This window comes from Rubrimonas sp., assembly GCF_036788415.1.
In the GTDB taxonomy this organism is placed as follows: domain Bacteria; phylum Pseudomonadota; class Alphaproteobacteria; order Rhodobacterales; family Rhodobacteraceae; genus Rubrimonas.
Genome location: NZ_DAIQNN010000004.1, coordinates 64,321 through 85,210, shown reverse-complemented (window position 1 = coordinate 85,210; position 20,890 = coordinate 64,321). Strand labels below are relative to the sequence as shown.

Here is a 20,890-nt window from a genome sequence, read left to right as displayed (position 1 = left end):
CGCACCGGCGGCGCACGGCATAGTCGGGGCGTGAATTCGGAGAGCGCGCATGCCCGAACCAGAACATGAGGCCGGTCGTTTGCGCCTGATCGACGGCGCGGCGCTCCTGCTGGTTTTCGTCGCGGTCGTGAACTTCGCGCATTACGCCATTCAGGGAGATTACGGGGTTTTCGCGCTCATGGAGATCGAAGCCGAGCGCGCGGCGCTGGTCGAGGACCTCGCCGCGCTGCGCGCCGAGCGCGCCCAGCTCGAGACACTGACGGCGGGGCTGAGCGCGAGCGCGCTCGATCTGGACCTCCTCGACGAGCGCGCCCGCGCCGTGCTCGGGCTGATGCGATCCGACGAGATCCGCCTTCCCTGAAGGACGCAACAGCGCACCCCGTTTCGCGCCGGCGGGTTATCCCTTAATCTCAACAACGGAAGCGGCCGCAGCGCCGTGAACATCGAGGGGAGGAGCCGACCGTGGCCACACGCCGGACCAGGAAAGCGGCCGAGCCGTCGCAGGACGACCTTTTAAAGGCCTATCGCGACATGCTGCTGATCCGCCGCTTCGAGGAGAAGGCGGGCCAGCTCTACGGCATGGGGCTGATCGGCGGCTTCTGCCATCTCTATATCGGGCAGGAGGCGGTGGTGGTCGGGCTGACGGCGGCGACCGAGGACGGCGACCAGACGACGACCTCCTATCGCGACCACGGCCACATGCTCGCCTGCGGCATGGACCCCAAGGGCGTGATGGCCGAACTCACGGGGCGCGCCGGGGGCTATTCCAAGGGCAAGGGCGGCTCGATGCACATGTTCAGCCGCGAGAAGCACTTCTTCGGCGGCCACGGGATCGTCGCCGCGCAGGTCCCGCTCGGCGCGGGCCTCGGCTTCGCGAACAAGTATCTGGAGAACGGCAAGGTCAGCCTCGTCTATTTCGGCGACGGGGCGGCAAATCAGGGTCAGGTCTACGAAAGCTTCAACATGGCCGCGCTCTGGGCGTTGCCGGTGATCTTCGTGATCGAGAACAACAAGTACGCGATGGGGACTTCGGTGGCGCGCTCGTCCTCCACGCCGGCCTATTACACGCGCGGCGCAGCCTTCTCGATCCCCGGCGAGGCGGTGGACGGGATGGACTTCGTGGCGGTCAAGGCGGCGGGGGAGAAGGCGCTTGATCACTGCCGCTCGGGCAAGGGCCCCTACATCCTCGAGATGAACACCTACCGCTATCGCGGTCACTCGATGTCGGACCCCGCGAAATACCGCACCCGCGAGGAAGTGACGAAGATGCGCGAGGAGAAGGACCCCATCGAGCATGTGCGCGCCCTGCTTCTGGCAATGGGCGTCGAGGAGGAGCGCTTCAAGGAGATCGACAGGGAAGTGAAGGCGCAGGTCAACGACGCCGCGACTTTCGCTCAGGAGAGCCCCGAGCCGGACGAAGCCGAGCTCTGGACCGACATCTACGCGCAGGCCTGAGGGGAAGAGCAGCGATGCCCATCGACATTCTGATGCCCGCCCTCTCTCCGACCATGGAGGAAGGCACGCTCGCGCGCTGGATCGTCAAATCCGGAGACGCGGTGAAGGCCGGCGACGTCATCGCCGAGATCGAGACCGACAAGGCGACAATGGAAGTGGAGGCGGTGGACGAGGGCGTGATCGCCGAGCTTCTCGTGGCCGAAGGCGCCAGCGGTGTGAAGGTCAACACGCCGATCGCACGGCTCGAGGGCGACGAGGCGCCCTCGGCGGCGCCTGCGCCAAAGGCGGCCCCCGCGCCAGCCGCGGCGGCGCCCGCAGCGCCGGCGACCCCGCGCGCGGTCGCTCCGCTCGAACCCGAAGTCCCCGAGGGAACCGCGTTCAAGCCCCAGACCGTGCGCGAAGCGCTGCGCGACGCGATGGCCGAGGAGATGCGCAGCGACCCGACCGTTTTCGTCATGGGGGAGGAAGTCGCCGAGTATCAGGGCGCCTACAAGATCACCCAGGGGCTGCTCGACGAGTTCGGTTCGAAACGCGTCGTCGACACCCCGATCACCGAACATGGCTTCGCCGGGATCGGCGTCGGCGCGGCCTTCGGCGGTCTGCGGCCCATCGTGGAGTTCATGACGTTCAACTTCGCCATGCAGGCGATGGATCAGATCATCAACTCCGCCGCCAAGACGCTCTACATGTCCGGCGGCCAGATGGGCTGCCCCATCGTGTTCCGCGGCCCCAACGGCGCGGCGGCACGCGTCGCCGCCCAGCACAGCCAATGTTACGCGGCGTGGTTCGCCCATATCCCGGGCCTGAAGGTCGTGATGCCCTACTCGGCGTCGGACGCGAAGGGGCTGCTCAAGAGCGCGATCCGCGACCCCAATCCGGTCATCTTCCTGGAGAACGAGATTCTCTACGGAAAGTCCTTCGACGTTCCGCAGCTCGACGACTTCACGGTGCCGATCGGCAAGGCCCGGATCGCCAGGCGCGGCGACGACCTGACCATCGTCAGCTTCGGGATCGGCATGACCTACGCGCTCGCCGCAGCCGAAGCACTGGCGAAGGACGGGCTGGAAGCTGAGGTGATCGACCTTCGAAGCCTGCGCCCGATGGACACCGACACTGTCGTGGAGTCGGTCCGCCGGACCAATCGCTGCATCACGGTCGAGGAAGGGTGGCCGGTGGGCGCCATCGGCGAGCATGTCGCAGCCGTGCTGATGCGCGAGGCCTTCGACGATCTCGACGCGCCGGTGCTCAGCCTCGCAGGCAAGGACGTTCCGATGCCTTACGCGGCGAATCTGGAGAAGCTCGCGCTCTTGACGACCGCCGAAGTGATCGAGGCGGCGCGCGCCGTCTGCTACCGCTGAGGAGCGACGGACATGTCGATACAGGTGACGATGCCCGCGCTGTCCCCGACCATGGAGGAAGGCGCGCTCGCGAAATGGCTGATCAAGGAAGGCGACCGCGTCAGCGCCGGCGACGTGATCGCCGAGATCGAGACCGACAAGGCTACGATGGAAGTCGAGGCGGTCGATGAAGGGATCGTGGGCAAACTGCTCGTCGCGGAGGGATCGAGCGGCGTGAAGGTCAACACGCCCATCGCCCTGCTGCTCGAAGAGGGCGAGACCGAGGTGGGCGACGTCCCTGCGGCCCCTTCGGCCCCTCCCGCGTCAGCAGCCACGCCGGCGACCGCGTCGCCGCAGAGTTCGCGCGCCGTGAACGGCGCTCGCGTCGCCGCTTCTCCTCTGGCGCGCCGGATCGCCGCCGCGAAGGGTCTCGACCTTGGCGCGATCGCAGGAAGCGGCCCGAACGGGCGCATCGTCAGACGCGACGTCGAGTCCGCCTCGCCCGTCGCACAGCCCAAACCGGCTCAGCCGCTTCCGAGCGTCGCCGCGCCAGCGCCCACCGCAGCGAGCGCGCCCGCCGTTGCGTCGGCTCCCTCCGCCGAGGCGGTCAAGCGTCTTTATGCCGACCGCCCCTTCGAGGAGGTGGCGCTCGACGGCATGCGCAAGACGGTCGCCGCCCGCCTCACCGAGGCCAAGCAGACCATACCCCATTTCTACCTGCGTCGAGACATCGAACTCGACGCGCTCCTGGCTCTGCGTGGCCAGATCAACGCCAAGCTGGCGTCGCGCGGCGTGAAGGTCTCGGTCAACGACTTCATCATCAAGGCCTGCGCCCTCGCGCTCGCAGAGCATGGAGCTTGCAACGCGGTCTGGGCGGGGGATCGCATCCTGCGCTTCGCCGAAGTCGATCTCGCCGTCGCGGTCGCGGTCGAGGGCGGGCTGTTCACCCCGGTGATCCGCAACGCCGACCGTCTTTCCCTTTCCGCCGTGTCGGACGCGATGAAGGACCTCGCCGCCCGCGCGCGGTCACGCAAGCTCGCGCCGCAGGAGTATCAGGGCGGGGCCTTCGCGATCTCCAATCTCGGGATGTTCGGGATCGACAATTTCGACGCGGTCATCAATCCGCCCCACGCCGCGATCCTCGCTGTCGGCGCCGGCGTGCGCAAACCCATCGCGCGCGAGGACCGCGTCGAGACCGCAACGGTGATGTCGGTCACGCTCTCCGTCGATCATCGCGTCATCGACGGGGCGCTGGGCGCGCAATTCCTGCAGAGCGTCAAGGAGAGGCTGGAAGAGCCCCTATCGATGCTCGCCTGATCGCATGGCGAGGAGCCGCCGAGCGGACGCGTGCGGCGGCTTAGTCTCGCAGATTGTGGTTCATGCTGTGCGAGGGATGCGCGCACCCCGCATCCCCCACCACCCGGGCCGGCACGCCCGCGACTGTCTTGCAGGGAGGCACATCCTGCAGCACGACCGACCCCGCCGCGACCCGGCTGTGCGCGCCGACCGTGATGTTCCCGAGGATCTTCGCCCCCGCACCGATCAGCACGCCAACGCCGATCTTGGGGTGGCGATCGCCGTCCGCCTTGCCGGTGCCGCCGAGCGTGACGTCATGCAGCATCGAAACGTCGTCGCCGACGACCGCCGTTTCGCCGATGACGATGGCGTGCGCATGGTCGATCATCACGCCCTTGCCGATGCGCGCTCCGGGGTGAATGTCGGTTGAGAACCGCTCCGACATCCGCATCTGGATGAACAGCGCGAGGTCGCGTCTGTCCGCCCGCCACAGCGAATGTGCGACCCGCTGCGCCGTCAGCCCTTGGAAACCCTTGAAGAACAGCACCGGGTCGATGAAGCGATGGCATGCGGGATCGCGCTCACGCACGGCGACGATGTCGGCGCGGACCGCCACGCCGATCTCGGGATCCTGTGCGAACGCCTCCTCGGCCAGTTCGCGCAGCAGCATCTGGGGGAGTTCAGTATCGCCCAGCTTCTGCGCCAGCCGATAGCTCAGCGCCGCCTCGAGCGAGTCGTGGTGGAGGATCACCTCATGGACGAGGCTCGCCACCAAAGGTTCGGCCGCCGCCATCGCCGCGGCCTCGTCGCGTATCGCGCTCCATACGGGATCGACCGCCCGTATCGAAGCCTCGCGGAGCTTCCGTTCCGACATCGCCTCCCCCGTCCTGCGTAGCCCGCAAAATCGGGCGTCGAGGGCCGCAAATCAACCCTGCGGCCCTGCGCGATCAGGGCGCAGGGGTGCGGTTTGGCGGCAAGTCCTTGGCGCGCCCGATGTTCAGCGCCAGCGCCTCGACGATCTTGTAGAGTTTGCCCACGAAGGCGTCGTCGCGCGGCGTCGGCGTGACCGCCGTCACGAGCGAAGCGAGCGCGATCAGCGCGAAACACGCATCAACCAGAATCTCAGGATGCGCATGGATCGCGCCTATAATTCCGATAATCGATTCCATGATTCTCTCCATTGGAAATGCATTGCCCGCGCTGCTCGCCCCAGACCGCGCAAGCGGCCCCGAGCGCCGGAATGAGGTCGCGAAAGCGCACGATCTCCCCCTCTCGAACGCCGAGCGCCCGCAAGGCCAGAGCGCTCGCCGCCGAGATCGAACCGTCCCCGAACCGAGGATGCGCCGCACCACGCGCCGCGCGATGCCGTCCGGCGATCAATGCGCGCCGACGCACCGCCCGCATCGCCGCCGTCAGATCGACCCCCGCGCGAGAACCCGCGAAGGCATGGCCGAAGCGCGCCACCGCCAGCAGGTCTTCCAGCGTCGGGTCGTCCGCAGCATCCATCATACGGCCCTCGGCGGAACCAGCACGAGGTGGTGCACCGCCAGCCGGATCGTCCCCGAGGCGAAGTCGCCGCCCTCCGCCTCCAGCATCAGCGGCGTCGCCTCGTAATAGGTCAGCGGCCCGGATGTGAGACCGTCCGCATAGGCGTTCAGCTCGATCCCGTAGCCGGCGCCATAGCGCCCCGGTCCGTCCGGAACGCCGAGCCGCCACGACGTCAACCCCGCCCCCGACAACGGCGCGAGAACCCGCGCCGTCACTCCGAAGACGACGGACTTCGCGGGGATCAGCGGCGCCGTCGTCGACGCCGCGCCCGCCGCGACGAGATGATCCGCAACGCTCACGCCGAAGCGGCATCCCGCCCCGAGCGCCCAGGCGCCCTGCGCCTCCGTCCAGCCCGCGCCGTCATGCGCGAGTCGCACCCCCTCGTCGAGGACCCAGGCCTCCGTCCCGGCGCTCGGCGCGACCAGCCGCCACCCGCCATTGTCGTAAAGCGCGAAGGCGCCTTCCGCCCCGTTCCACGCGCCGCTGGCCGCCGCGCCAACGATGTACAGATCGCCGTCCTGCGGCGCCGGCGGAGGGTCGGACCGCATTCGGCTGAGCGCTTTGGGGGCGGCGAGCGCGTCGATCCGCGCCAGCGCCTCGTTGACCGTCACATGCTTCTGCGCCTGCCCCGCCGCAAGGAAAGGCGCCTTGAAATGCCGCGTCTCAGACATCGATCACCGCTCTCGTTTCAGGTCCGGCGACACGCCGGTCCGCCAGTTCCGCGACCGCGATTTCCCAAACCTCGCCCGGCGCAAACGCCGTCTCGGGACGCCAGACGAAAAGGGGCGATCCAGCGAGCGCCTCGACCGCGAGAGCGCCATCGCGCCAGACCTGCACCAGGAAAGACTCCGATCCCGCCGCCGCATCTTCGCCATCGGCCCAGACATCCGCATCGCCCCGTCGGCGCGCAACCCACCGCGCCGCCAGGGCGCCGTCCGCCTGGACCTCCGCACGCAGCTGCGCCGGGGCGAGCGGCCCCGCAGATGCCCCCGTCGCCGTCGCCGCGACCTCCACGAAGGCGGGATCGTCCACGCGAAGATGCGCCGCCCCGACTCGCAGCCGCATCGGCGCGCCGCGCTGCGCCGCCGGAACTCCCAGGCGAAGAACCGCCGCGTCGAGCAGCAGGAACCGCGAGCCGACAGGCGCGATTTGCGCCGCTGCGGCGTCGGTCCCCGCCTGCCCCCGCAGGACGTCCGACAGCCGGTAGCGGCGCGGACCGAGCAGCTCCGCGCTTGCGAACTGCACGAGCTCCCAGATTTCCGCACCCGGCGCACGGATCGCCGCGAGATTGCCTCCCGCCAGCATCCGCGCCGAGGACAGGCTCTCGAGCGTGCCACCATAGAGACGCAGCTCCAACTGCGGCCCCGGCGCGAGCCGCCCGGGCGCCGCCGCCGCCATCGGCTCGACAAGTTCGCCCATCACCGCCGCGCGCGATACGCCAGCGATGGCCCGCCAGTCTTCCCCGTCCTCGCTGGCGTAGACCGCCATCTCGCCGGGCCAGGGCTCGGCAAAGGCGGCGAGCGCGAGCGCATCGCCCGCAGCTTCCGCGAACAGCGCGGGCGCCTCGAATGCGAGGACCTCCGCCGGCTCCCGCAACGCCAACCGCGGCGGCGCCCGCCGCGCCGGCGCCTCGGACGTCGCGGCACAGGCCGCGCCGTCGTCGCAGCGCGTGGCGACCACGTCGCGCCCGCCGCGCTCCGACGCCTCGTCGATCCGATAGACCGCATCGCCGAAGCGCACCGCATCGCCCGGCTCGAGCCGAAGCGCCGACGGCGGCAACGCGCAGTCGAGCCGCTCGCGCGCCGCCGACGCCGCGTCCAGCCACCGCTCAGCCAGCGCCCGGGCCCGCCCGCCGTCGAGCACCACAGCCGTGTCAACAGCCTCGACCCGCCCGGCCCCGCAGGTCGGATTGCGCGCCTCGACTGTGGCCAGTTCGTATTGCGCCGCCGCATCCGGATAGGAGAGCCGCACCGCCGCCGGCGCGTCGAGCGCCGCGCTCCGAGTGAGTCGGACTGATCCCTCGCCCCCGCCCCGCCCTTCCGGCGCGACGCAGTCCGCCGCCTCGATCCGCGTCGCCGACGTAGCTGGCCGCATCGTGAAGCGCACCCGCCCGCCGCTTTCGATCGCGTCGAAGCCGAACGCAGTCATTAGAGGTTGCAGCGCCTGCCTCGCCGTCGCGCCGGCGGGAAACGCGTAACCGGTCACCGCTCCCTGGAGCTCCGCCACGTCGATATCGACGACCCCCGCCGCCGCGCAGATTTCCGCGACGACCTCGGCGAGATCGGCGGCCCCGAGTCGCCCGGTCGCCCAATGCCCGAGCGCGTGGTTGGCCCCGTCGCTCCACACGTCGAGGCGCTCAGGAAAATCCGGCCAGGGCCGCGCGTCCCAAGTCCAGACATGGGTCGCCGCAGTCTCCACCATGCGGCCATCATAGAGAGCCGCTTCGGGATTGTTCGCGGCATCGCGCCAATATCCCAACACCGCCTGGAGGAAACGCGCCTGCATGTGATCGTCGCGCGCGCCGGTCGAGAAGGCCGGCAGGCGGCTTTCCGAGGATTTCGGATCGACGAACAGGTTCGGCTGATTGGCGCCCTTGTCGACCGAAGCGCAGCCGATCTCCGTGAACCAGATCGGCTTGCTCCCGGGCGCCCACGCCGTGGGCGCGCTGTCGCGCACCCCGCCGATGCGGTCGTGATGGGGCTGGCTCCACCATGACCGGATGTCCTTGAATCGGAAAATCCAGTCCTCGCCATACGCGCCGTCGAGGATGGGGCTGCGCACCTGCGCGGCGCGATCGGCCTCGGAGGCATAGTGCCAGTCGAACCCCTCGCCGCCCTCGATCCGGCTCCGCAGATAGTCCAGCTCATAGATCGACCGAGCCTCCTGCGCGTCGAGATGCGCCGGGCCGTCCCGCCAATCCGTCAACGGCATGTAGTTGTCGACGCCGACAGCGTCGATCGCCGGATCGGCCCAGAGCGGATCGAGGTGAAAGATCGCGTCGCCCGACCCGTCCTGCGGATGATGGCCGAAATACTCCGACCAGTCCGCCGCATAGGTCAGACGCACATCCGGTCCCAGGATCGTCCGCACGTCCCGAGCAAGCGCGCGCAGCGCCTCGACCGCCGGATAGCGCGCCCGCGCCGAGCGGATCGTCGTCAGCCCGCGCAGTTCCGAACCGATGCAGAAGGCGTCGACCCCGCCCGTCAGCGCGCACAGATGCGCGTAGTGCAGCACGAACCGCCGCAGCGACCACTCCGGCGGCCCCACATAACGCAGCGCATCGCCATCGGCGACGAAATCCCCCACCTGCGCCGCTCCGAAAAACGCCGCAACCTCCGCTTCCGCCGCTGCCGTCTGATCGCTGGAGCCCGGCCGCCCCGGCGCGAGCTCCAAGGTGATGCGCCCGCGCCACGGATATGCCGGCTGTTCCGCCGCGCCATATGGATCGGGCAGCCCGGAGCCTGGAGTGACATCCATCAGAATGAAGGGATAGAACATCGCCTTCAGCCCGCGCCGCCTCAACTCGTTCAGCGCCTGCGCCACGCTCGCATCCGACGGCGTTCCGCCGAACACCGGCCGCCCCGCCCCGTCGCGCCCGACCAGCCGCGCCTCCGCCCGCCCGATCCCACCGACCCGCCAGTCGCGCGGCTCGGTGCGCTTCTCGCGCTCCTCCACCGCAGGCGAGATCGAACACCGCCCGCAGCGCAGATCGTCGCCGAACCAGCTCACCACCAGCGAGACCGACCGGCACGCCGGCGCCGCCTCCTCCAGCTGGTCGAGCGCGACCAGCAGATCGGGCCGTCCGTCGACCGAGTTGACGTTTTCCGCCTTCGACACCCCCGGATCGAGCCGCCGCCGCACGATTTCGGTCGCGAGAACCGCCTCGCCCGAACCCGGCGACAGCGCCACCGCCTCGACCAGATCGCGAACCGCCGGAGGAAAGGCCCTCCCCTTCCCGCGCTCGACACTTGGCAGGCGGAACACCTCGACCGAGAATTGCGGAACCCGCTCGCCATAGGGTGCGAGATCGAACTCCTCGAACACCAGGTAAGCGAGGCCCCGATAGGCAGGCGCGGCCTCCGCCCCCTCGACCGCGGCGATCAGCGGATCGGGGAGCTGATCCTCCTCGCCCCGATGCAGACGCATCGCGACATCCCGGACATTCAGCAGCCGGCCGTCCGCCCAAACCCGCCCGATCCGCTCGATCGGGCCTTCGCACAACCCGATGGCGAGCCCCAGGGTTATGCTGCGCTGGCTGACCCGCGCGCCCGAGCCCTTGCCCCCGAAGCGCCGCGAACTGTCGATCGTTCGGAACCTGCTCGCCCAGATCACTGCGCCCGCAATCCGCGTCCGCCCGAACGCCATGCCGATGGGCGCGCCCTCCCGCACCCCTTGCACGCGCAGCGAGTCGAGCGAGGGCGTCGCCACAGCCCGCCCGCCTGCGCCGAGCAGCTGCTGGTCGATCGCCGCGCCCGCGACAGCCCCCACCGCGCGCCCGAGCGCCGCCGAGCCAAGCGCTGCGACCCCGCCGCCGAGCGCGCCACCAGCGGCGCCGCCGAGCGCGGCCCCCGCCGCCGACAGAAGAAGCGTCGCCATGTGCTCACACTCTCTCAGGAAACCGGAACGCCGCGTCGATGCGCGCGCGCCAGGGCCGGCCGAGCGGCGACTCGGTCACCCCGCGCCCGCAAAAGGCGTGGATCAGCGTCCCCTCGCCAACGCCCCGCGCGCCGAGAACGCCCACATGTTGCGCCGGTCCGCCGAGCCGCAGTCGCAGCAGCAGCACGTCGCCCGGCGCGGCCTGCGCGATCGCGATCTCGTCGAGATGCCGCGCCAGCCCCTCGCGCAACCGCCCCGACGGATCGCTGTCGGCGAAACCAGGCGCGTAGGGCTGCGGGATCTCCGCTTCCGCGCCGAACAGCGCCCGCCAGACCCCGCGGATCAGGCCGAGGCAATCCGCCCCTGCGCCTCGCGCGCTCGCCCCGTGATGAAACGGCGTCCCGATCCAGCTCCGGGCCTCCGCCAACGCCTGCGCGCGAAAGGCCGCGCCCTCAGCCATTCATCGACCCGCCATCGTCGCCCGCCGAACCGCCCGCCCCGGCCAGCAGCCAGTCCTCGCCGGGCAAATGCGGAAATCCTCGGAAGTTGAGCAGGTTGGCGAAGCGGTCGCGACAGGTCTCCATGCGCTTGTCGCAGCCGGCCGCGACCGTGAACGCGTCGCCGACCGCGACAGGCGCTCCGAAGCCGCTCCGCAGCGCCAAACGCGCGCCCGTCTCTTCGACCTCATGCGCGGCGACCAAGCCGCGAGACCTGGCGTTCGCGCCGCTCGTCCAAAGCAGGAGGCCCCGCTCGAAGAACCGAGCCGGACGCCCCTCGAGTCCCGAGACGAAGAAGCCGCCGTCGCTCCCGACCGCCGAGACGACGCCCGCGCCCAGCAGTCCGCGCGCCGCCACATCGACCCCGCAGCGCGCATCGCCGAAATCGGCGTCGCACAGGGGCTGATAGACCCGCCCGATCGGCGCGTTCAGCGCCGCGCCAAGCCCCTCGACTTCCGCCGAGAACGCCGCGCCCGCCCGCGCGACCTCGCCGATCCGCCCCTTGAACAGCAGCGCTCTTAGTTCCGGCGCGCGCCAGTCGACCAGCCAGCGCTCGACGATGGCCCCGTCATAGCGCCCCGCCGCGATCTCGGCCTCGGAGATCGCCTCCGAACTCAGCGCGCCATGCACCCGCAGATTGTCCACCGACAGCCCCGTCGCCGTCTCCTGCGCGCTGGCGCGGAACCCGCCCGGCGCATGGACGAGCCCGTCGAACGTCACCGCCTCGTCATGGTCGGTGAAGCCGAACGCCGCGCCGTCCGCCCGGAGAATGCGCCAGCAATCGCACAGCGTGGTCGCCCCGCTGTCGAGCCGGGCCTGCAGCGCCTCGTCGATCGCGCGCATCAGACCCGCACCTCCACGATGGGAATCGAGGGAATTTCGCCCGCCTCGAAAGCCGCCAGATTGACGGCGATGCGGTCCGTGTCGAACCGCACCGGCACGTCGAATTCGAACCCCGCCGTCACGGTCTCGCCGGGACCCGGCGCCGAGGCGAGCGTCACCTGCCCGGTCGTCGGGTCTAGGGCGAACTCGGACCCATCGGCCAACTCCACCCCGGCGACTGCGATGCGGACGGTTCCTGCGACCGGCTTCGCGATGGGCCTCTCATAGACGGCGGGCCCCGACGCATAGGTCTTGCACAGCTGGAACGCGACCCGCGCGCCGTCGCCAACCCCGATCCCGCAATCGAGCGGCGTCGGCTGGCCAGAGGGCGCGCAGGATTTCGAGTCGCTCCAGTCGCGCCAGCGAAAACCGTAGAGCCGTCCCATCCGCGCCTCGAAGAAGGCGATCGTCGCATGCACGTCGTCGAGACTGCGCAACCCCAGCCCGGCATCGTAACGCCGCCGCCCATGCGCCCAGCGCGCATTCCGCTCCTCATGGCCGCTCGCCAGCGTCACGATCTCGGTCAGCCGTTCCGGACCGCCGGTCGACCCGAAGGACAACGACGCCGGAAACCGGACTTCGTGGAAATTCTCCGCCATGTCACATCCGCCTGCGCGCCGCATCCACCGCCCGCGCGACCGACGCCGAGATCTGCGCGCGCGAGCGCTCGAACCCCGCCACGTCGGGCGTCGCGATGTTGATCGTCACCTGAACCGATCCGCCCCCGCCGCCGCCCCGCACGCCGAGCCGTCCGTCGGCCCCGCGCGCGAGCGGCAGGATCGCCTCGGGACCCGCCTCGCCCATCATCCCGAGCCCGCCCGGCATCGCGAAGACATGCGGCCCCTGCACGACGCCGCCCTGCGCGAAGGCGCGCACCCGCCCCGCCGAGAACGCCGCGCCGTCGCGAAACCCCGCCGCGCCGACCAGCGCCGCCGCGCCCTGCCGCATCAGCCCCTCGACGCCAGCGCCGACCGCGTTCTGCACCGGGGTCAGCGCCCCCCGCAGCGCCGTGCGGGCCAGTTCCGACGCGACCGCCCGCAGGCTGTCCGAGAATCTGCGCCCGCCGAGCGCCGCCTGCTCCAGCGCGCCCCGCAGACCAGTCCCGACGCTCTGCGACAGCTCCCGCGCCGCGCGGTCGAGCCCCGCCAGTTCCGCGGCCGCCGCGCGCAGACCTTCGCCCGTATCGCCGCCCCATCCGGCGCCGGTCTCATCCGTCTCCACAGACGTTCTCCTTTTTGCAATCGGGGTGCAACGCCATAAGCTGGTTGAGATCGGACCGCCCTAGCGGCGCCTGCGCCGCGCCGAACGCGCCCTGCGCCGCGCAGTCGAGTTCGTAGGGCGTCATCGCCCAGAACACCGCGGGCGCCAGACGCAACCGTCCCAGCCCGAGCGCCGCAAGCGCCCGCCAATCCACCCGCGTCGCCATCACGCCTCGCCGGTGAAAGCCGCCGACAAAAGCCGCGCAGCGACCTTCGTCGCCCCGAGCGCGCCGCCCTCGAACCGCATCTGGGCGACTTCAAGCGCCGCCGCCTCGTCGCCCGCGCCGCGAAACCCCGCGGCCAGCACGGCGATCACGTCGTCCGCCCGCACGCCGCCGCGCTCGAAGCGCCCGGCCAGTTCGACCAACCCTTCGCAGTTGAGCTCCGCCTCGAGCGCGGCCAGCGCCCCGAGGCTCAGTCGCAGCACCCGCCGCCGCCCATCCGCGACGATCTCCACTTCCCCGTGCAGCGGATTGGCCATGGTCAAAGCGCCGTGAACTGGAGCGCGCCGGCGGAGACGAGGCTCATCTCGAACGCCGCTTCGCCGTCGTGCGCGCCGAAATACTCCAGAGCCGCGATCTGGAACGGCCCTTCGATCACCCCGAAATCCGGGATCGCCAGCTGGAGAATCGGCGTCGCCGCGTCGAAGAACGCCGCCCGCAGCGCCGCGTCGGAAGCCGCGTCCTTGAACAGCCCCGCCCCCGAGACCGCGGCCGATTTCACTCCGGCGCCCGCCAGCAGTTCTCGCCAGCGACCGGCGCTGTCCGCAGTCGTCGCGTCGACGCTCGCGGCATTCAGCGCGATCCGCGTCGCCCGCAGCCCCGCCACCGTCTCGAAGCTCGCGCCCCCGTCGGCGCTTAGCTTCACCAGCAGATCCTTGCCCTTCTGCGCCGCCATGGCTGTTCCCCTTCGTTCAGGCCTGATCTTCGATCACGATGCGAAAGCGCAGATCGATCCGCCGCGCCGGCCCCGCCGCCAGACGCCGGGTCTTCGCCCCGAGAAAACCGGCGTTCACCACCCGACCCCGGCTCAGCTTCAGCGGCCCGAGGGCGACCTCGCACACCGCCCCTGCGACCTGCTTGGCCACGGCGAAGCCCCGATGCGTCGAGATCACCGACAGCGTCACGATATGCGCGGCGCCGGCGTCGCTCGCCGTCGCCCAGGGGCTGACCTGTTCATCGCCGAGCAGCACCCACGCCGCGTCATCGCCGATCAGCGCGTCGTCGGCCGGCGCCTCGTCATGGATGCGGCCGCCGACCAGCGCCGAAAGTTCGGGCCGCGCCGACAGCGCGCCATGAAGCGCCTGCTGCAGCGGCCAGGAGTAGGCGCAACTCATCCCGCAACTCCCTCTGTCACCCAGCAGGTCAGCGCGCGGGCCTTGTCGTCCGCCTCCGCGACCGCCACGATGTCGAAGACCCGTCCACCCTCGCGAAACCGCTGTTTCGCCGTCGGACGCGACGGCGCGCCGTCCGGTCGCCATCGCACGGTCACCCGATGCGAGACCTCCGCGCGCAGGACTTCGCCGACCCGCGCGTCGCGCGCCGACACCGCGCGCAGCTCCGCCCAGTGCCAGCCGAGCGCGCGCCAGAACCCCGCGGACCCGCCGCCGCCGTCCGGCGCGTCTTCGAACGCCTCAAGGGCCATCCGCCGCTTCACAGCCGCAGCCTCCGATAGGGCTCGATGAGCCGCAGCGCCCCGAGCGGCGGTTGCGCGGCCTCAGGCGCTTCGAACGAGGTCGCTGCGATCATCAGCAGCGCTTCGCGCAGATCGACCGGCGCGTCGCGCCAGTCCGGCCCGAACCCCGCGGTCATGTCGATCTCGGCGAGTCCGCCCTTGGGGATCGGCGGAAGCCCGCCCCCGCCGCGCGCCGACAAAACGCCAGGAAAGCGCAGCCCGTCGATCTGGACGCTCTCCACGTCGAGATCGGTTCGCAGCGCCGCCGCGTCGACCAGCCCGATACCCTCGATCTGGCGCACCGGTGCGATCGGGATCTCGCAGCGCCCGGCGACGTTCCAGCGCCGTACCGACAGGCGGAAGCGCCGCTGGGCCATCGCTCGCCCGCTCAGGCGCTCGACCAGCGCCGTCGCGAATTCAAGGCAGCGTGCAAGCAACGGCTCCGTCTGCGCGTCGTCCGCGAAGCCGGAGGGCAGGCGCAGACGTTCGGCCAGCGCGCCGATATGGCCGGGGGCGACCGCGGGCCGCTCCAGTTCTGTGAGCATGCTCTCTCTCCGCTCGACGAGAAAACAGGGCGACGCGGGCGGGCCGACGCGCGACCCGCCCCTTCCGTCATCGTCAGGTCGCCGAGAAGCGAAGCAGCTTGATCGCCGAGAAATCCGTCACCGCCCCGCCGATCCGCTGGGAGACGTAGAACTGCACATGCGGCTTTGCCGAATACGGGTCGCGCAGGATCCGCACATCCGGGCGTTCGACCACGGTGTAGCCCGACTTGAAGTCGCCGAAGGCGATGGGCGTCGCCCCCGGAACCGGCTCGGGCATATGCTCGCAGATCACGACCTGATGGCCCATAAGCGTCGCGGGCTGATCGACCCGCGTGCGCTCCGCCCACAGGAAACGCCCGTCGGCGTCCTTCATCTTGCGCACCATCGCCGCGGTGCGCGAGTTCATCACGAAGGCCGCGTTCGCCCGGTAGCGCGCGCCGAGCGCATAAATCAGGTCGATGATCGCATCGGCGGGTTCGGCGATGTCGAGCCCGCCGTCCGAGCCGGTCGGGACGTAGCCGATCGACCCCCACGCCCAGGCGCTCTGGGCGACCATAGGATAGTCGAGCACTCCGCGGGGCTTGTGCAAACCATCGCCGGAGATGAACGCCTCGGCCTCGGCGGCGGCGAATTTCTCGACAACGCAATCGATCAGCCAGCCCTCGACGTCGAAGGCCGAGTCCTCGATCAGCCGCTGTGACGCCCTCGGCATGGCGGCGAGTTCGTGAAGCGGGATCGTGATCCGCTCGAACGCGCCCGCGACGGTCTCGCCCGCCGTATCGCTCTCGGCCACCCAGTCCCCACCGAATGCGCCGCGATCGACCAGCGCCTCATAGGACGCCGCCTCCACGCGCACGACGTTGGCCGTGCAGCGGATCGACGCGCCGCGATTGCTGAGCAGGCTCGCGACGCGCCCGCTGGTCTGCGGATCGGCGAGGAAGCCGCCTTCCGAGCCCACGCCGGTGGTCAGCCCCTTGCGCTCGATGACCACCTCGCGCAGCGCGCTCTCGTCGCCGGCGCGCAGATAGCTGGAGAGCGCCTTGGCGTGCGGGCACTGCGCCTCGCTCGACATGGCGAGCGCGGGGCGCGCGGCGGATTTGCGGTCCATCGCCGCCAGCCGGTCTTCCTGGGTCTTCATGCGGGCCTCGATACGGTTCTGGAAACTTTTGAAGTCGCTCGTGAAAGCGGCGAGCGCCGCCTTCGCCTCGGCGGCGGGGCCGAAGCCCTTGTCCTCGGTCGGCGCGGAAATCTCGGTCATGCGTCAATCCTTCCTCGTTGCAATGCCTCGGATTTAGAGGGTCGTCCGATCAGCCCAGCAGTCCGCGGGCCTCCCGCAGGGCGTCGGCCAGCGCGCGGGCCTCGGCGTCGGCCCGGGCCTCCGGACCCGTCGCGACGGCGCGCGCCTCGGGCAGCATCGGAAATGTCACGAGCGACACCTCCCAGAGATCGATCTCGACCAGCCGGCGCCCGCCATTCGGGGCCTTGACGGCCCGCAGCGTGCGATAGCCGATCGACAGCCCGTCGATGGCGCCTGCGCGCAGCAGCGCAGCCGCCTCCGCGCCCTGCCGCAGTTCCGTCAGCAGCCGCCCGCGCGCGTAGAGCCCGCGCTCGTCCTCGGCCAACGTCTCCCAGACGCCGATGGGCTGAGCCGGATCGTGTTGCCACAAAAGCTTGACGCCCAACCCCTTTCGGGCGAGCGACGCGGCGAATGCGCCCGGCGCGACTTCGTCCCCGCTGTCGTCGGGCCTGTCGAACACGCTGGCGTAACCTTCGATCCGCGCGCCCTCGCGGACGGCGTCGGGATCGATTGCGAGAAATTTCGTCTCCAGCCCGCTCGGGGCGATGGCGCGTTCGGACGGCATCTGGTTTCTCCTGAACATCTGCGGCGGCGCTCCGGCTCAGCGCCTGGGCGGCAGCCCGAGAAGAGTCCGCTTCTCGTCGTCGTCGAGGAACGAGGCCGAGGCGATCCGACGCCATTGCGCGTCGCGTTCCGGCGCGAGCGCCGCCGTCCGGTCGAGGTCGGGTTCGATCCGCACGGCCCCGCCCCAGCGGCCCCCGAGCCAGTTGCTCAGCGCAGCCGACACGCGACGCGCCAGAGGGAAGACGGTGTGACGATAGAAGGCGCGATTGGCCTCCTGATAGTTCGCATAGGTGTTGTCGCCGGGCAGGCCGAGCAGCATCGGCGGCACCCCGAAGGCGAGCGCGATGTCGCGCGCCGCGGCGTTCTTGGTCTGGAGGAAGTCCATGTCGGCGGGTGAATAGCCCATCGGCTTCCAGTCGAGCCCGCCCTCGAGCAAAAGCGGCCGTCCGGCGTTCGCCGCGCCCTGATGGTTGGCCTCCAGCTCCTCGATCACGCGCCGATACTGCTCGTCGCTCAGCCGTCCGTTCCCGTCGACGCCGCTGTAGACGACGGCGCCGGAAGGCCGCGCCGCATTGTCGAGCAGCGCCTTGGTCCAGCGCGTCGCCGCGTTGTGCACGTCGATCGGCGCAGCCGCCGCCTCGAGCGGCGACATGCCGTAGTGGTCGTCGAGCGGATGAAACGCCTTGAGGTGCAGCACCGGCGGCGCGTCGCAATTCATCTCGAAGCGATGCGCGCGCGCGCCCACGCGATACTCGTAGGCTTCCGGCCACCCGTCCGGCCCCGGGATCACCCGCATCCGATCGGGCCGGAGCGCGTGCAGCTCCGCCGGCGCGCCGTCCACGCCCGTCGCCGCCTCCAGATAGGCGTTGCCCGCCAGCTGGAGCTGCCCGAACACCGTTTCGAGCAGCGCCATCCCGTCATGGCCGGGATTGGGCTGCGCCAGTAGCCGCAGAAGGGGATGCTCCGCCAGCGTCTCGCCGCCTTCGACGAGCTTGAGCGGGATCGCCGCCGCCGCCTCGGCGATCATCCGCACGCACCGGAATCCCACCACATTGCCCGAATAGCCGACCCGCGTCATGGAGACCGGGTCGCGGGGCGTCCAGGCCGGCCGCCCCACGCCATGGATCGCCGTCATCGCGCCGACGGCCGACGATTTGCGCTCGCCCGCCGGTTCCCGGCGCGCGCCGAACAGAGACAACGCCATCGGCGCCTCCTGACAGATCGCGATTTCAGATCGCGCGCGGGGCTCAAAGCCGCCGAACGCGCGGTTGCGGCTCCGGGCCGCGCATCAGTTCGGTGACCGCCCAGACCAGCGCGTCCATGCGGTCGGGACTCTTTCCTGCGCCCGGCGAGAACCCGCACATCTGGTCCTCCAGCGTCTTGAAGACCCCGACATGCCGCACCCGCCCCTGCGCGTAGAGAAGCGACACCGGCTCCGCCCGCGCCGCCTTGCCGCGCGAGGCCCGCACCGAGACCACCGGGGCCGCCGGATCGATCCCGCGGATCAGCTGTGCGACCAGATCGCCGCCCTGATTGACCTCGGCGACGATCCGGTCGGCCTCGAACTCGCGCCAGACCTCGACCACCCGCCTCCCCCAGGCGGCCGGCGCGACCCGCCCCGGCGAGCGGTCGGCCAGCACATAGACGGCATCGCCCGCCCGCCCCGCGACGATCACGCCGCACTCGTCGGAGGCGGGCCCCGACGTCACCGGCGGATCGACGCCGACCACCACCCGGTCGAGCGCCGGCGCCGCGCCGACTCGCGCGGCGTCGATCATCCGATGCGTGAACAGCGCGTCCGCCGCCTCGACCAGCAATTCGCCCTCGAGTTCCTGCCGGCCCTGATCCGTGCCGCGATAGCGCCGCGTGATCGCGCCGAGGAAATCCTCGGCGAGATAGGCCCGATTGGCCCAGGTCGAGGCCTGCGTCGTCGCCGTCGCCGGATCGGCCAGGATGTCGCGCAGCACCGACACGTCGCGCGGCGTCGTGGTCACGATCTGCTGCGGATGCGCTCCGAGGCGCAGCCCGAATTGCAGCATGTCCCACGCTTCGCGTGCGCGCCGCCACTTCGCGAGTTCGTCCGACCAGGCGCAGTCGAATTGCGGTCCGCGCAGCGACTCCGGGTCCGACGCCGAGAACAGCTGCGCTTCGGCCCCGTTCGGCCAGACCAGCTTGTGGCGCGTCGCGACGAAATGCGGGCGTCGGTCCGGCGGCGAGCAGGCGGCGATGCCCGACTCGCCGAACACCATCACTTCGCGCGCCTGCTCCCAGGTCTCCGCGACCAGCGCGATGCGGTGCGCCCGTCCCGCCGCCAGCGGCGTCGCGCCCTCGACCTGTCCCCGCACCCACTCGGCGCCGGCCCGCGTCTTGCCCGATCCGCGGCCGCCGAGCAGAACCCAGGTCGACCAGCGTCCCTTCGGGGGCAGCTGGTGGTCGGGATGCGCCCAGGCGTCGAACAAAAAGGGCAGTGCGGCGAGCGCGTTGGGCGAGAGCTTCTCAAGGAGCTTTCGGACCCGATAGGGCGGTCTTGAGGCGAGCGATGCGCCGAAGAATCTCAGATCGCGCGGCGTCGAGATCGAGGGCGCAGCCATCTTTCGGGTGCGCCTGCGCGCCTCGCTTCGCGAGCAGCGTTTCAAGATCGACCACCATCGCTATCGCCATGTGATGCGTCTTCAACGCCTTGGCCTGGGCGTCGCTGACCGGCTCCGCCGATTCCAGCGTCGCCCGCAGCCGCGCGATCAGCATGTTGATCTGGTCGCCGACAGGGTCGTCGTCGGCCCCGTCGGCCTGCGCGGTCGGTCCAGCGAGATCCGATTTCATCACTCTGACGCCCAAACAAAAATGCCGCAGGTGAACCCGCGGCGTTTACATCTTGCTAATAAACTTCTCGACTATGACAAACTCTTACAGTAGAGCGCGCGCAATGTCAAGCATAAACCTGTTCCTCGCCTCACTCGGCGGCCCGACTGCGCTCGATCGCGCGCCACGCCGCGACGTTGCGGTTGTGCTCGGCGAGGGTGCGCGCGAACGCGTGCCCGCCCGTCCCGTCCGCCACGAAATAGAGCGCGTCGCTCGCGTCGGGCCGGACCGCGGCGACGATGGCGTCGCGCCCCGGATTGGCGATCGGCGTCGGCGGCAGCCCGTCGATGGCGTAGGTGTTCCAAGCCGTTGCGCGCGTGATGTCGCTGCGTCGGATGTCCCGGCCAAGCGGCCCGCGCCCTTCGGTGATCCCATAGATGATCGTCGGGTCCGACTGGAGCCGCATCCCCTGCCGCAGCCGGTTGTGGAACACCGCCGAAACCAGACCGCGCTCCCCGGGCTGTCCCGTCTCCTTCTCGATGAGCGACGCCAGCACCAGCGCCTCCTCGGGCGAGCGCAGCGTCAGTCCGTCCGCACGGCCCTCCCATGCGAGCGCGAGCGTGCGCCGCTGCAGATCCTGCATCCTTTCCAGGAGCGCCGCCCGCGAATCGCCGCGCTGCACGCTGTAGGTCTCCGGCGCCAGAGCGCCCTCGGCCGGGATCGAGTCGATCTCCCCGGACAGCAGGTCGGACGCCCGCAGCACCTCGACCACCTCCCACGAGGTCAGCCCCTCGGGAATCGTGATGGCGTACTGAATCGACCGGCCGCTCGCGAGCAGATCGAGGATCTCGCGCATCGACGCGCCCGCCGGCACGCGATACTCGCCGAACCGCAGCGCCCCCGCCTTGCCCGCATAGCGCGCCCCGATGCGGAACAAGCGCGCCGAGGAAATCAGCTCCTCCGCCTCCAGCCGCTCGGCGATCTGATCGAGCGTCGCGCCGCGCGGCGCCACGAACACGCGCTCTTCCTGATGGGGCCCCGGCCCCGTGAACATGCGTTGGCCATAGGCCGCAAGTCCCGCAGCCGCGAGCCCGAGCACGATCAGCAGCGTGAAGGCGTTTGCGGCGAGCGCGCGCATCTC

General features: G+C 70.5%; 25 protein-coding genes. 4 read left to right on the top strand and 21 right to left on the bottom strand.

From position 1 onward, the window contains the following. Positions 1–49: 49 nt before the first annotated feature. The 4 genes from V7Q31_RS02240 to V7Q31_RS02225 all read left to right on the top strand — a co-directional run bounded on the left by V7Q31_RS02240 (position 50) and on the right by V7Q31_RS02225 (position 4,109). On the top strand, positions 50–361 hold the full coding sequence (locus V7Q31_RS02240) for an FtsB family cell division protein (protein ID WP_333832042.1): 312 nt from the start codon (positions 50–52) through the stop codon (positions 359–361). Positions 362–462: 101 nt separating this feature from the next. Beyond that, positions 463–1,455, top strand: a complete 993-nt coding sequence (gene pdhA, locus V7Q31_RS02235) for a pyruvate dehydrogenase (acetyl-transferring) E1 component subunit alpha (RefSeq protein WP_333832041.1) — start codon at positions 463–465, stop codon at positions 1,453–1,455. Positions 1,456–1,469: 14 nt separating this feature from the next. Beyond that, the gene (locus tag V7Q31_RS02230) at positions 1,470–2,813 is read left to right on the top strand and encodes a pyruvate dehydrogenase complex E1 component subunit beta (protein ID WP_333832040.1); all 1,344 of its coding nucleotides are present in this window, start codon (positions 1,470–1,472) and stop codon (positions 2,811–2,813) included. 12 nt (positions 2,814–2,825) lie between these two features. Then, positions 2,826–4,109, top strand: a complete 1,284-nt coding sequence (locus V7Q31_RS02225; RefSeq protein WP_333832039.1) for a pyruvate dehydrogenase complex dihydrolipoamide acetyltransferase — start codon at positions 2,826–2,828, stop codon at positions 4,107–4,109. Positions 4,110–4,149: 40 nt separating this feature from the next. Here V7Q31_RS02225 and cysE read toward each other — a convergent pair whose 3' ends face one another. The 21 genes from cysE to mltG form a co-directional block, all read right to left on the bottom strand. Then, positions 4,150–4,962 carry a serine O-acetyltransferase gene (cysE, locus tag V7Q31_RS02220; RefSeq protein WP_333832038.1) on the bottom strand — a complete coding sequence of 271 codons (813 nt, stop codon included), beginning with the start codon at positions 4,960–4,962 and terminating at the stop codon, positions 4,150–4,152. A gap of 73 nt (positions 4,963–5,035) precedes the next feature. After that, positions 5,036–5,257, bottom strand: a complete 222-nt coding sequence (locus V7Q31_RS02215; protein ID WP_333832037.1) for a hypothetical protein — start codon at positions 5,255–5,257, stop codon at positions 5,036–5,038. After that, positions 5,211–5,594, bottom strand: coding sequence for a hypothetical protein (locus tag V7Q31_RS02210; RefSeq protein WP_333832036.1), 384 nt, complete (start codon positions 5,592–5,594; stop codon positions 5,211–5,213). Before V7Q31_RS02210 ends, V7Q31_RS02215 begins: the two co-directional genes overlap by 47 nt. Further along, positions 5,594–6,307: a DUF2793 domain-containing protein gene (locus V7Q31_RS02205; RefSeq protein ID WP_333832035.1), complete on the bottom strand. Its 714-nt coding sequence runs from the start codon at positions 6,305–6,307 to the stop codon at positions 5,594–5,596. The genes V7Q31_RS02210 and V7Q31_RS02205 overlap by 1 nt, the downstream gene beginning before the upstream one ends. After that, on the bottom strand, positions 6,300–10,232 hold the full coding sequence (locus V7Q31_RS02200; RefSeq protein ID WP_333832034.1) for a baseplate multidomain protein megatron: 3,933 nt from the start codon (positions 10,230–10,232) through the stop codon (positions 6,300–6,302). The genes V7Q31_RS02205 and V7Q31_RS02200 overlap by 8 nt, the downstream gene beginning before the upstream one ends. Before the next feature lie 4 nt (positions 10,233–10,236). Beyond that, positions 10,237–10,692 carry an NlpC/P60 family protein gene (locus V7Q31_RS02195; protein ID WP_333832033.1) on the bottom strand — a complete coding sequence of 152 codons (456 nt, stop codon included), beginning with the start codon at positions 10,690–10,692 and terminating at the stop codon, positions 10,237–10,239. Next, positions 10,685–11,572, bottom strand: coding sequence for a DUF2163 domain-containing protein (locus V7Q31_RS02190; protein WP_333832032.1), 888 nt, complete (start codon positions 11,570–11,572; stop codon positions 10,685–10,687). The genes V7Q31_RS02195 and V7Q31_RS02190 overlap by 8 nt, the downstream gene beginning before the upstream one ends. Beyond that, positions 11,572–12,210, bottom strand: coding sequence for a DUF2460 domain-containing protein (locus V7Q31_RS02185; protein ID WP_333832031.1), 639 nt, complete (start codon positions 12,208–12,210; stop codon positions 11,572–11,574). Before V7Q31_RS02185 ends, V7Q31_RS02190 begins: the two co-directional genes overlap by 1 nt. 1 nt (position 12,211) lies before the next feature. After that, the gene (locus tag V7Q31_RS02180) at positions 12,212–12,832 is read right to left on the bottom strand and encodes a phage tail tape measure protein (RefSeq protein WP_333832030.1); all 621 of its coding nucleotides are present in this window, start codon (positions 12,830–12,832) and stop codon (positions 12,212–12,214) included. Then, positions 12,819–13,037 carry a phage tail assembly chaperone gene (locus tag V7Q31_RS02175; protein WP_333832029.1) on the bottom strand — a complete coding sequence of 73 codons (219 nt, stop codon included), beginning with the start codon at positions 13,035–13,037 and terminating at the stop codon, positions 12,819–12,821. Before V7Q31_RS02175 ends, V7Q31_RS02180 begins: the two co-directional genes overlap by 14 nt. After that, positions 13,037–13,351: a gene transfer agent family protein gene (locus V7Q31_RS02170; RefSeq protein ID WP_333832028.1), complete on the bottom strand. Its 315-nt coding sequence runs from the start codon at positions 13,349–13,351 to the stop codon at positions 13,037–13,039. The genes V7Q31_RS02175 and V7Q31_RS02170 overlap by 1 nt, the downstream gene beginning before the upstream one ends. 2 nt (positions 13,352–13,353) lie before the next feature. Then, on the bottom strand, positions 13,354–13,767 hold the full coding sequence (locus V7Q31_RS02165) for a phage major tail protein, TP901-1 family (protein ID WP_333832027.1): 414 nt from the start codon (positions 13,765–13,767) through the stop codon (positions 13,354–13,356). Between the two features lie 16 nt (positions 13,768–13,783). After that, positions 13,784–14,206, bottom strand: coding sequence for a DUF3168 domain-containing protein (locus V7Q31_RS02160; RefSeq protein ID WP_333832026.1), 423 nt, complete (start codon positions 14,204–14,206; stop codon positions 13,784–13,786). Then, the gene (locus V7Q31_RS02155) at positions 14,203–14,514 is read right to left on the bottom strand and encodes a head-tail adaptor protein (protein WP_333832025.1); all 312 of its coding nucleotides are present in this window, start codon (positions 14,512–14,514) and stop codon (positions 14,203–14,205) included. The genes V7Q31_RS02160 and V7Q31_RS02155 overlap by 4 nt, the downstream gene beginning before the upstream one ends. Positions 14,515–14,522: 8 nt before the next feature. After that, positions 14,523–15,089 (bottom strand): head-tail connector protein, encoded by a 567-nt coding sequence (locus V7Q31_RS02150; protein WP_333832024.1) that lies wholly within the window; start codon positions 15,087–15,089, stop codon positions 14,523–14,525. 73 nt (positions 15,090–15,162) lie between these two features. Beyond that, complete coding sequence (locus V7Q31_RS02145) at positions 15,163–16,347, bottom strand: phage major capsid protein (RefSeq protein WP_333832023.1); 1,185 nt, start codon at positions 16,345–16,347, stop codon at positions 15,163–15,165. Positions 16,348–16,396: 49 nt separating this feature from the next. Then, positions 16,397–16,951 (bottom strand): HK97 family phage prohead protease, encoded by a 555-nt coding sequence (locus V7Q31_RS02140; RefSeq protein ID WP_333832022.1) that lies wholly within the window; start codon positions 16,949–16,951, stop codon positions 16,397–16,399. A 36-nt stretch (positions 16,952–16,987) separates the two neighbouring features. Next, on the bottom strand, positions 16,988–18,154 hold the full coding sequence (locus tag V7Q31_RS02135; RefSeq protein ID WP_333832021.1) for a phage portal protein: 1,167 nt from the start codon (positions 18,152–18,154) through the stop codon (positions 16,988–16,990). Between the two features lie 43 nt (positions 18,155–18,197). Further along, entirely contained in the window at positions 18,198–19,541 is a 1,344-nt protein-coding gene (locus V7Q31_RS02130; RefSeq protein ID WP_333832020.1) for a DNA-packaging protein, read from the bottom strand. After that, positions 19,447–19,695, bottom strand: a complete 249-nt coding sequence (locus tag V7Q31_RS02125; RefSeq protein WP_333832019.1) for a hypothetical protein — start codon at positions 19,693–19,695, stop codon at positions 19,447–19,449. The genes V7Q31_RS02130 and V7Q31_RS02125 overlap by 95 nt, the downstream gene beginning before the upstream one ends. 205 nt (positions 19,696–19,900) lie before the next feature. Continuing rightward, positions 19,901–20,887, bottom strand: a complete 987-nt coding sequence (gene mltG, locus V7Q31_RS02120) for an endolytic transglycosylase MltG (protein ID WP_333832018.1) — start codon at positions 20,885–20,887, stop codon at positions 19,901–19,903. Between the last annotated feature and the right edge of the window lie 3 nt (positions 20,888–20,890).

Excerpts from the sequence above, each read along its gene's own strand:
- V7Q31_RS02155 (WP_333832025.1), bottom strand. The coding sequence starts at position 14,514 with ATGGCCCTTGAGGCGTTCGAAGACGCGCCGGACGGCGGCGGCGGGTCC.
- V7Q31_RS02130 (WP_333832020.1), bottom strand. The coding sequence starts at position 19,541 with ATGGCTGCGCCCTCGATCTCGACGCCGCGCGATCTGAGATTCTTCGGC.
- V7Q31_RS02210 (WP_333832036.1), bottom strand. The coding sequence starts at position 5,594 with ATGGATGCTGCGGACGACCCGACGCTGGAAGACCTGCTGGCGGTGGCG.
- V7Q31_RS02215 (WP_333832037.1), bottom strand. The coding sequence starts at position 5,257 with ATGGAATCGATTATCGGAATTATAGGCGCGATCCATGCGCATCCTGAG.
- V7Q31_RS02240 (WP_333832042.1), top strand. The coding sequence starts at position 50 with ATGCCCGAACCAGAACATGAGGCCGGTCGTTTGCGCCTGATCGACGGC.
- cysE (WP_333832038.1), bottom strand. The coding sequence starts at position 4,962 with ATGTCGGAACGGAAGCTCCGCGAGGCTTCGATACGGGCGGTCGATCCC.
- V7Q31_RS02190 (WP_333832032.1), bottom strand. The coding sequence starts at position 11,572 with ATGCGCGCGATCGACGAGGCGCTGCAGGCCCGGCTCGACAGCGGGGCG.
- V7Q31_RS02195 (WP_333832033.1), bottom strand. The coding sequence starts at position 10,692 with ATGGCTGAGGGCGCGGCCTTTCGCGCGCAGGCGTTGGCGGAGGCCCGG.
- mltG (WP_333832018.1), bottom strand. The coding sequence starts at position 20,887 with ATGCGCGCGCTCGCCGCAAACGCCTTCACGCTGCTGATCGTGCTCGGG.
- V7Q31_RS02165 (WP_333832027.1), bottom strand. The coding sequence starts at position 13,767 with ATGGCGGCGCAGAAGGGCAAGGATCTGCTGGTGAAGCTAAGCGCCGAC.
- V7Q31_RS02125 (WP_333832019.1), bottom strand. The coding sequence starts at position 19,695 with ATGCTGATCGCGCGGCTGCGGGCGACGCTGGAATCGGCGGAGCCGGTC.
- V7Q31_RS02230 (WP_333832040.1), top strand. The coding sequence starts at position 1,470 with ATGCCCATCGACATTCTGATGCCCGCCCTCTCTCCGACCATGGAGGAA.
- V7Q31_RS02135 (WP_333832021.1), bottom strand. The coding sequence starts at position 18,154 with ATGGCGTTGTCTCTGTTCGGCGCGCGCCGGGAACCGGCGGGCGAGCGC.
- V7Q31_RS02205 (WP_333832035.1), bottom strand. The coding sequence starts at position 6,307 with ATGTCTGAGACGCGGCATTTCAAGGCGCCTTTCCTTGCGGCGGGGCAG.
- V7Q31_RS02145 (WP_333832023.1), bottom strand. The coding sequence starts at position 16,347 with ATGACCGAGATTTCCGCGCCGACCGAGGACAAGGGCTTCGGCCCCGCC.
- V7Q31_RS02185 (WP_333832031.1), bottom strand. The coding sequence starts at position 12,210 with ATGGCGGAGAATTTCCACGAAGTCCGGTTTCCGGCGTCGTTGTCCTTC.
- V7Q31_RS02140 (WP_333832022.1), bottom strand. The coding sequence starts at position 16,951 with ATGCCGTCCGAACGCGCCATCGCCCCGAGCGGGCTGGAGACGAAATTT.
- V7Q31_RS02225 (WP_333832039.1), top strand. The coding sequence starts at position 2,826 with ATGTCGATACAGGTGACGATGCCCGCGCTGTCCCCGACCATGGAGGAA.
- V7Q31_RS02160 (WP_333832026.1), bottom strand. The coding sequence starts at position 14,206 with ATGAGTTGCGCCTACTCCTGGCCGCTGCAGCAGGCGCTTCATGGCGCG.
- V7Q31_RS02150 (WP_333832024.1), bottom strand. The coding sequence starts at position 15,089 with ATGCTCACAGAACTGGAGCGGCCCGCGGTCGCCCCCGGCCATATCGGC.
- V7Q31_RS02175 (WP_333832029.1), bottom strand. The coding sequence starts at position 13,037 with ATGGCGACGCGGGTGGATTGGCGGGCGCTTGCGGCGCTCGGGCTGGGA.
- V7Q31_RS02200 (WP_333832034.1), bottom strand. The coding sequence starts at position 10,232 with ATGGCGACGCTTCTTCTGTCGGCGGCGGGGGCCGCGCTCGGCGGCGCC.
- V7Q31_RS02170 (WP_333832028.1), bottom strand. The coding sequence starts at position 13,351 with ATGGCCAATCCGCTGCACGGGGAAGTGGAGATCGTCGCGGATGGGCGG.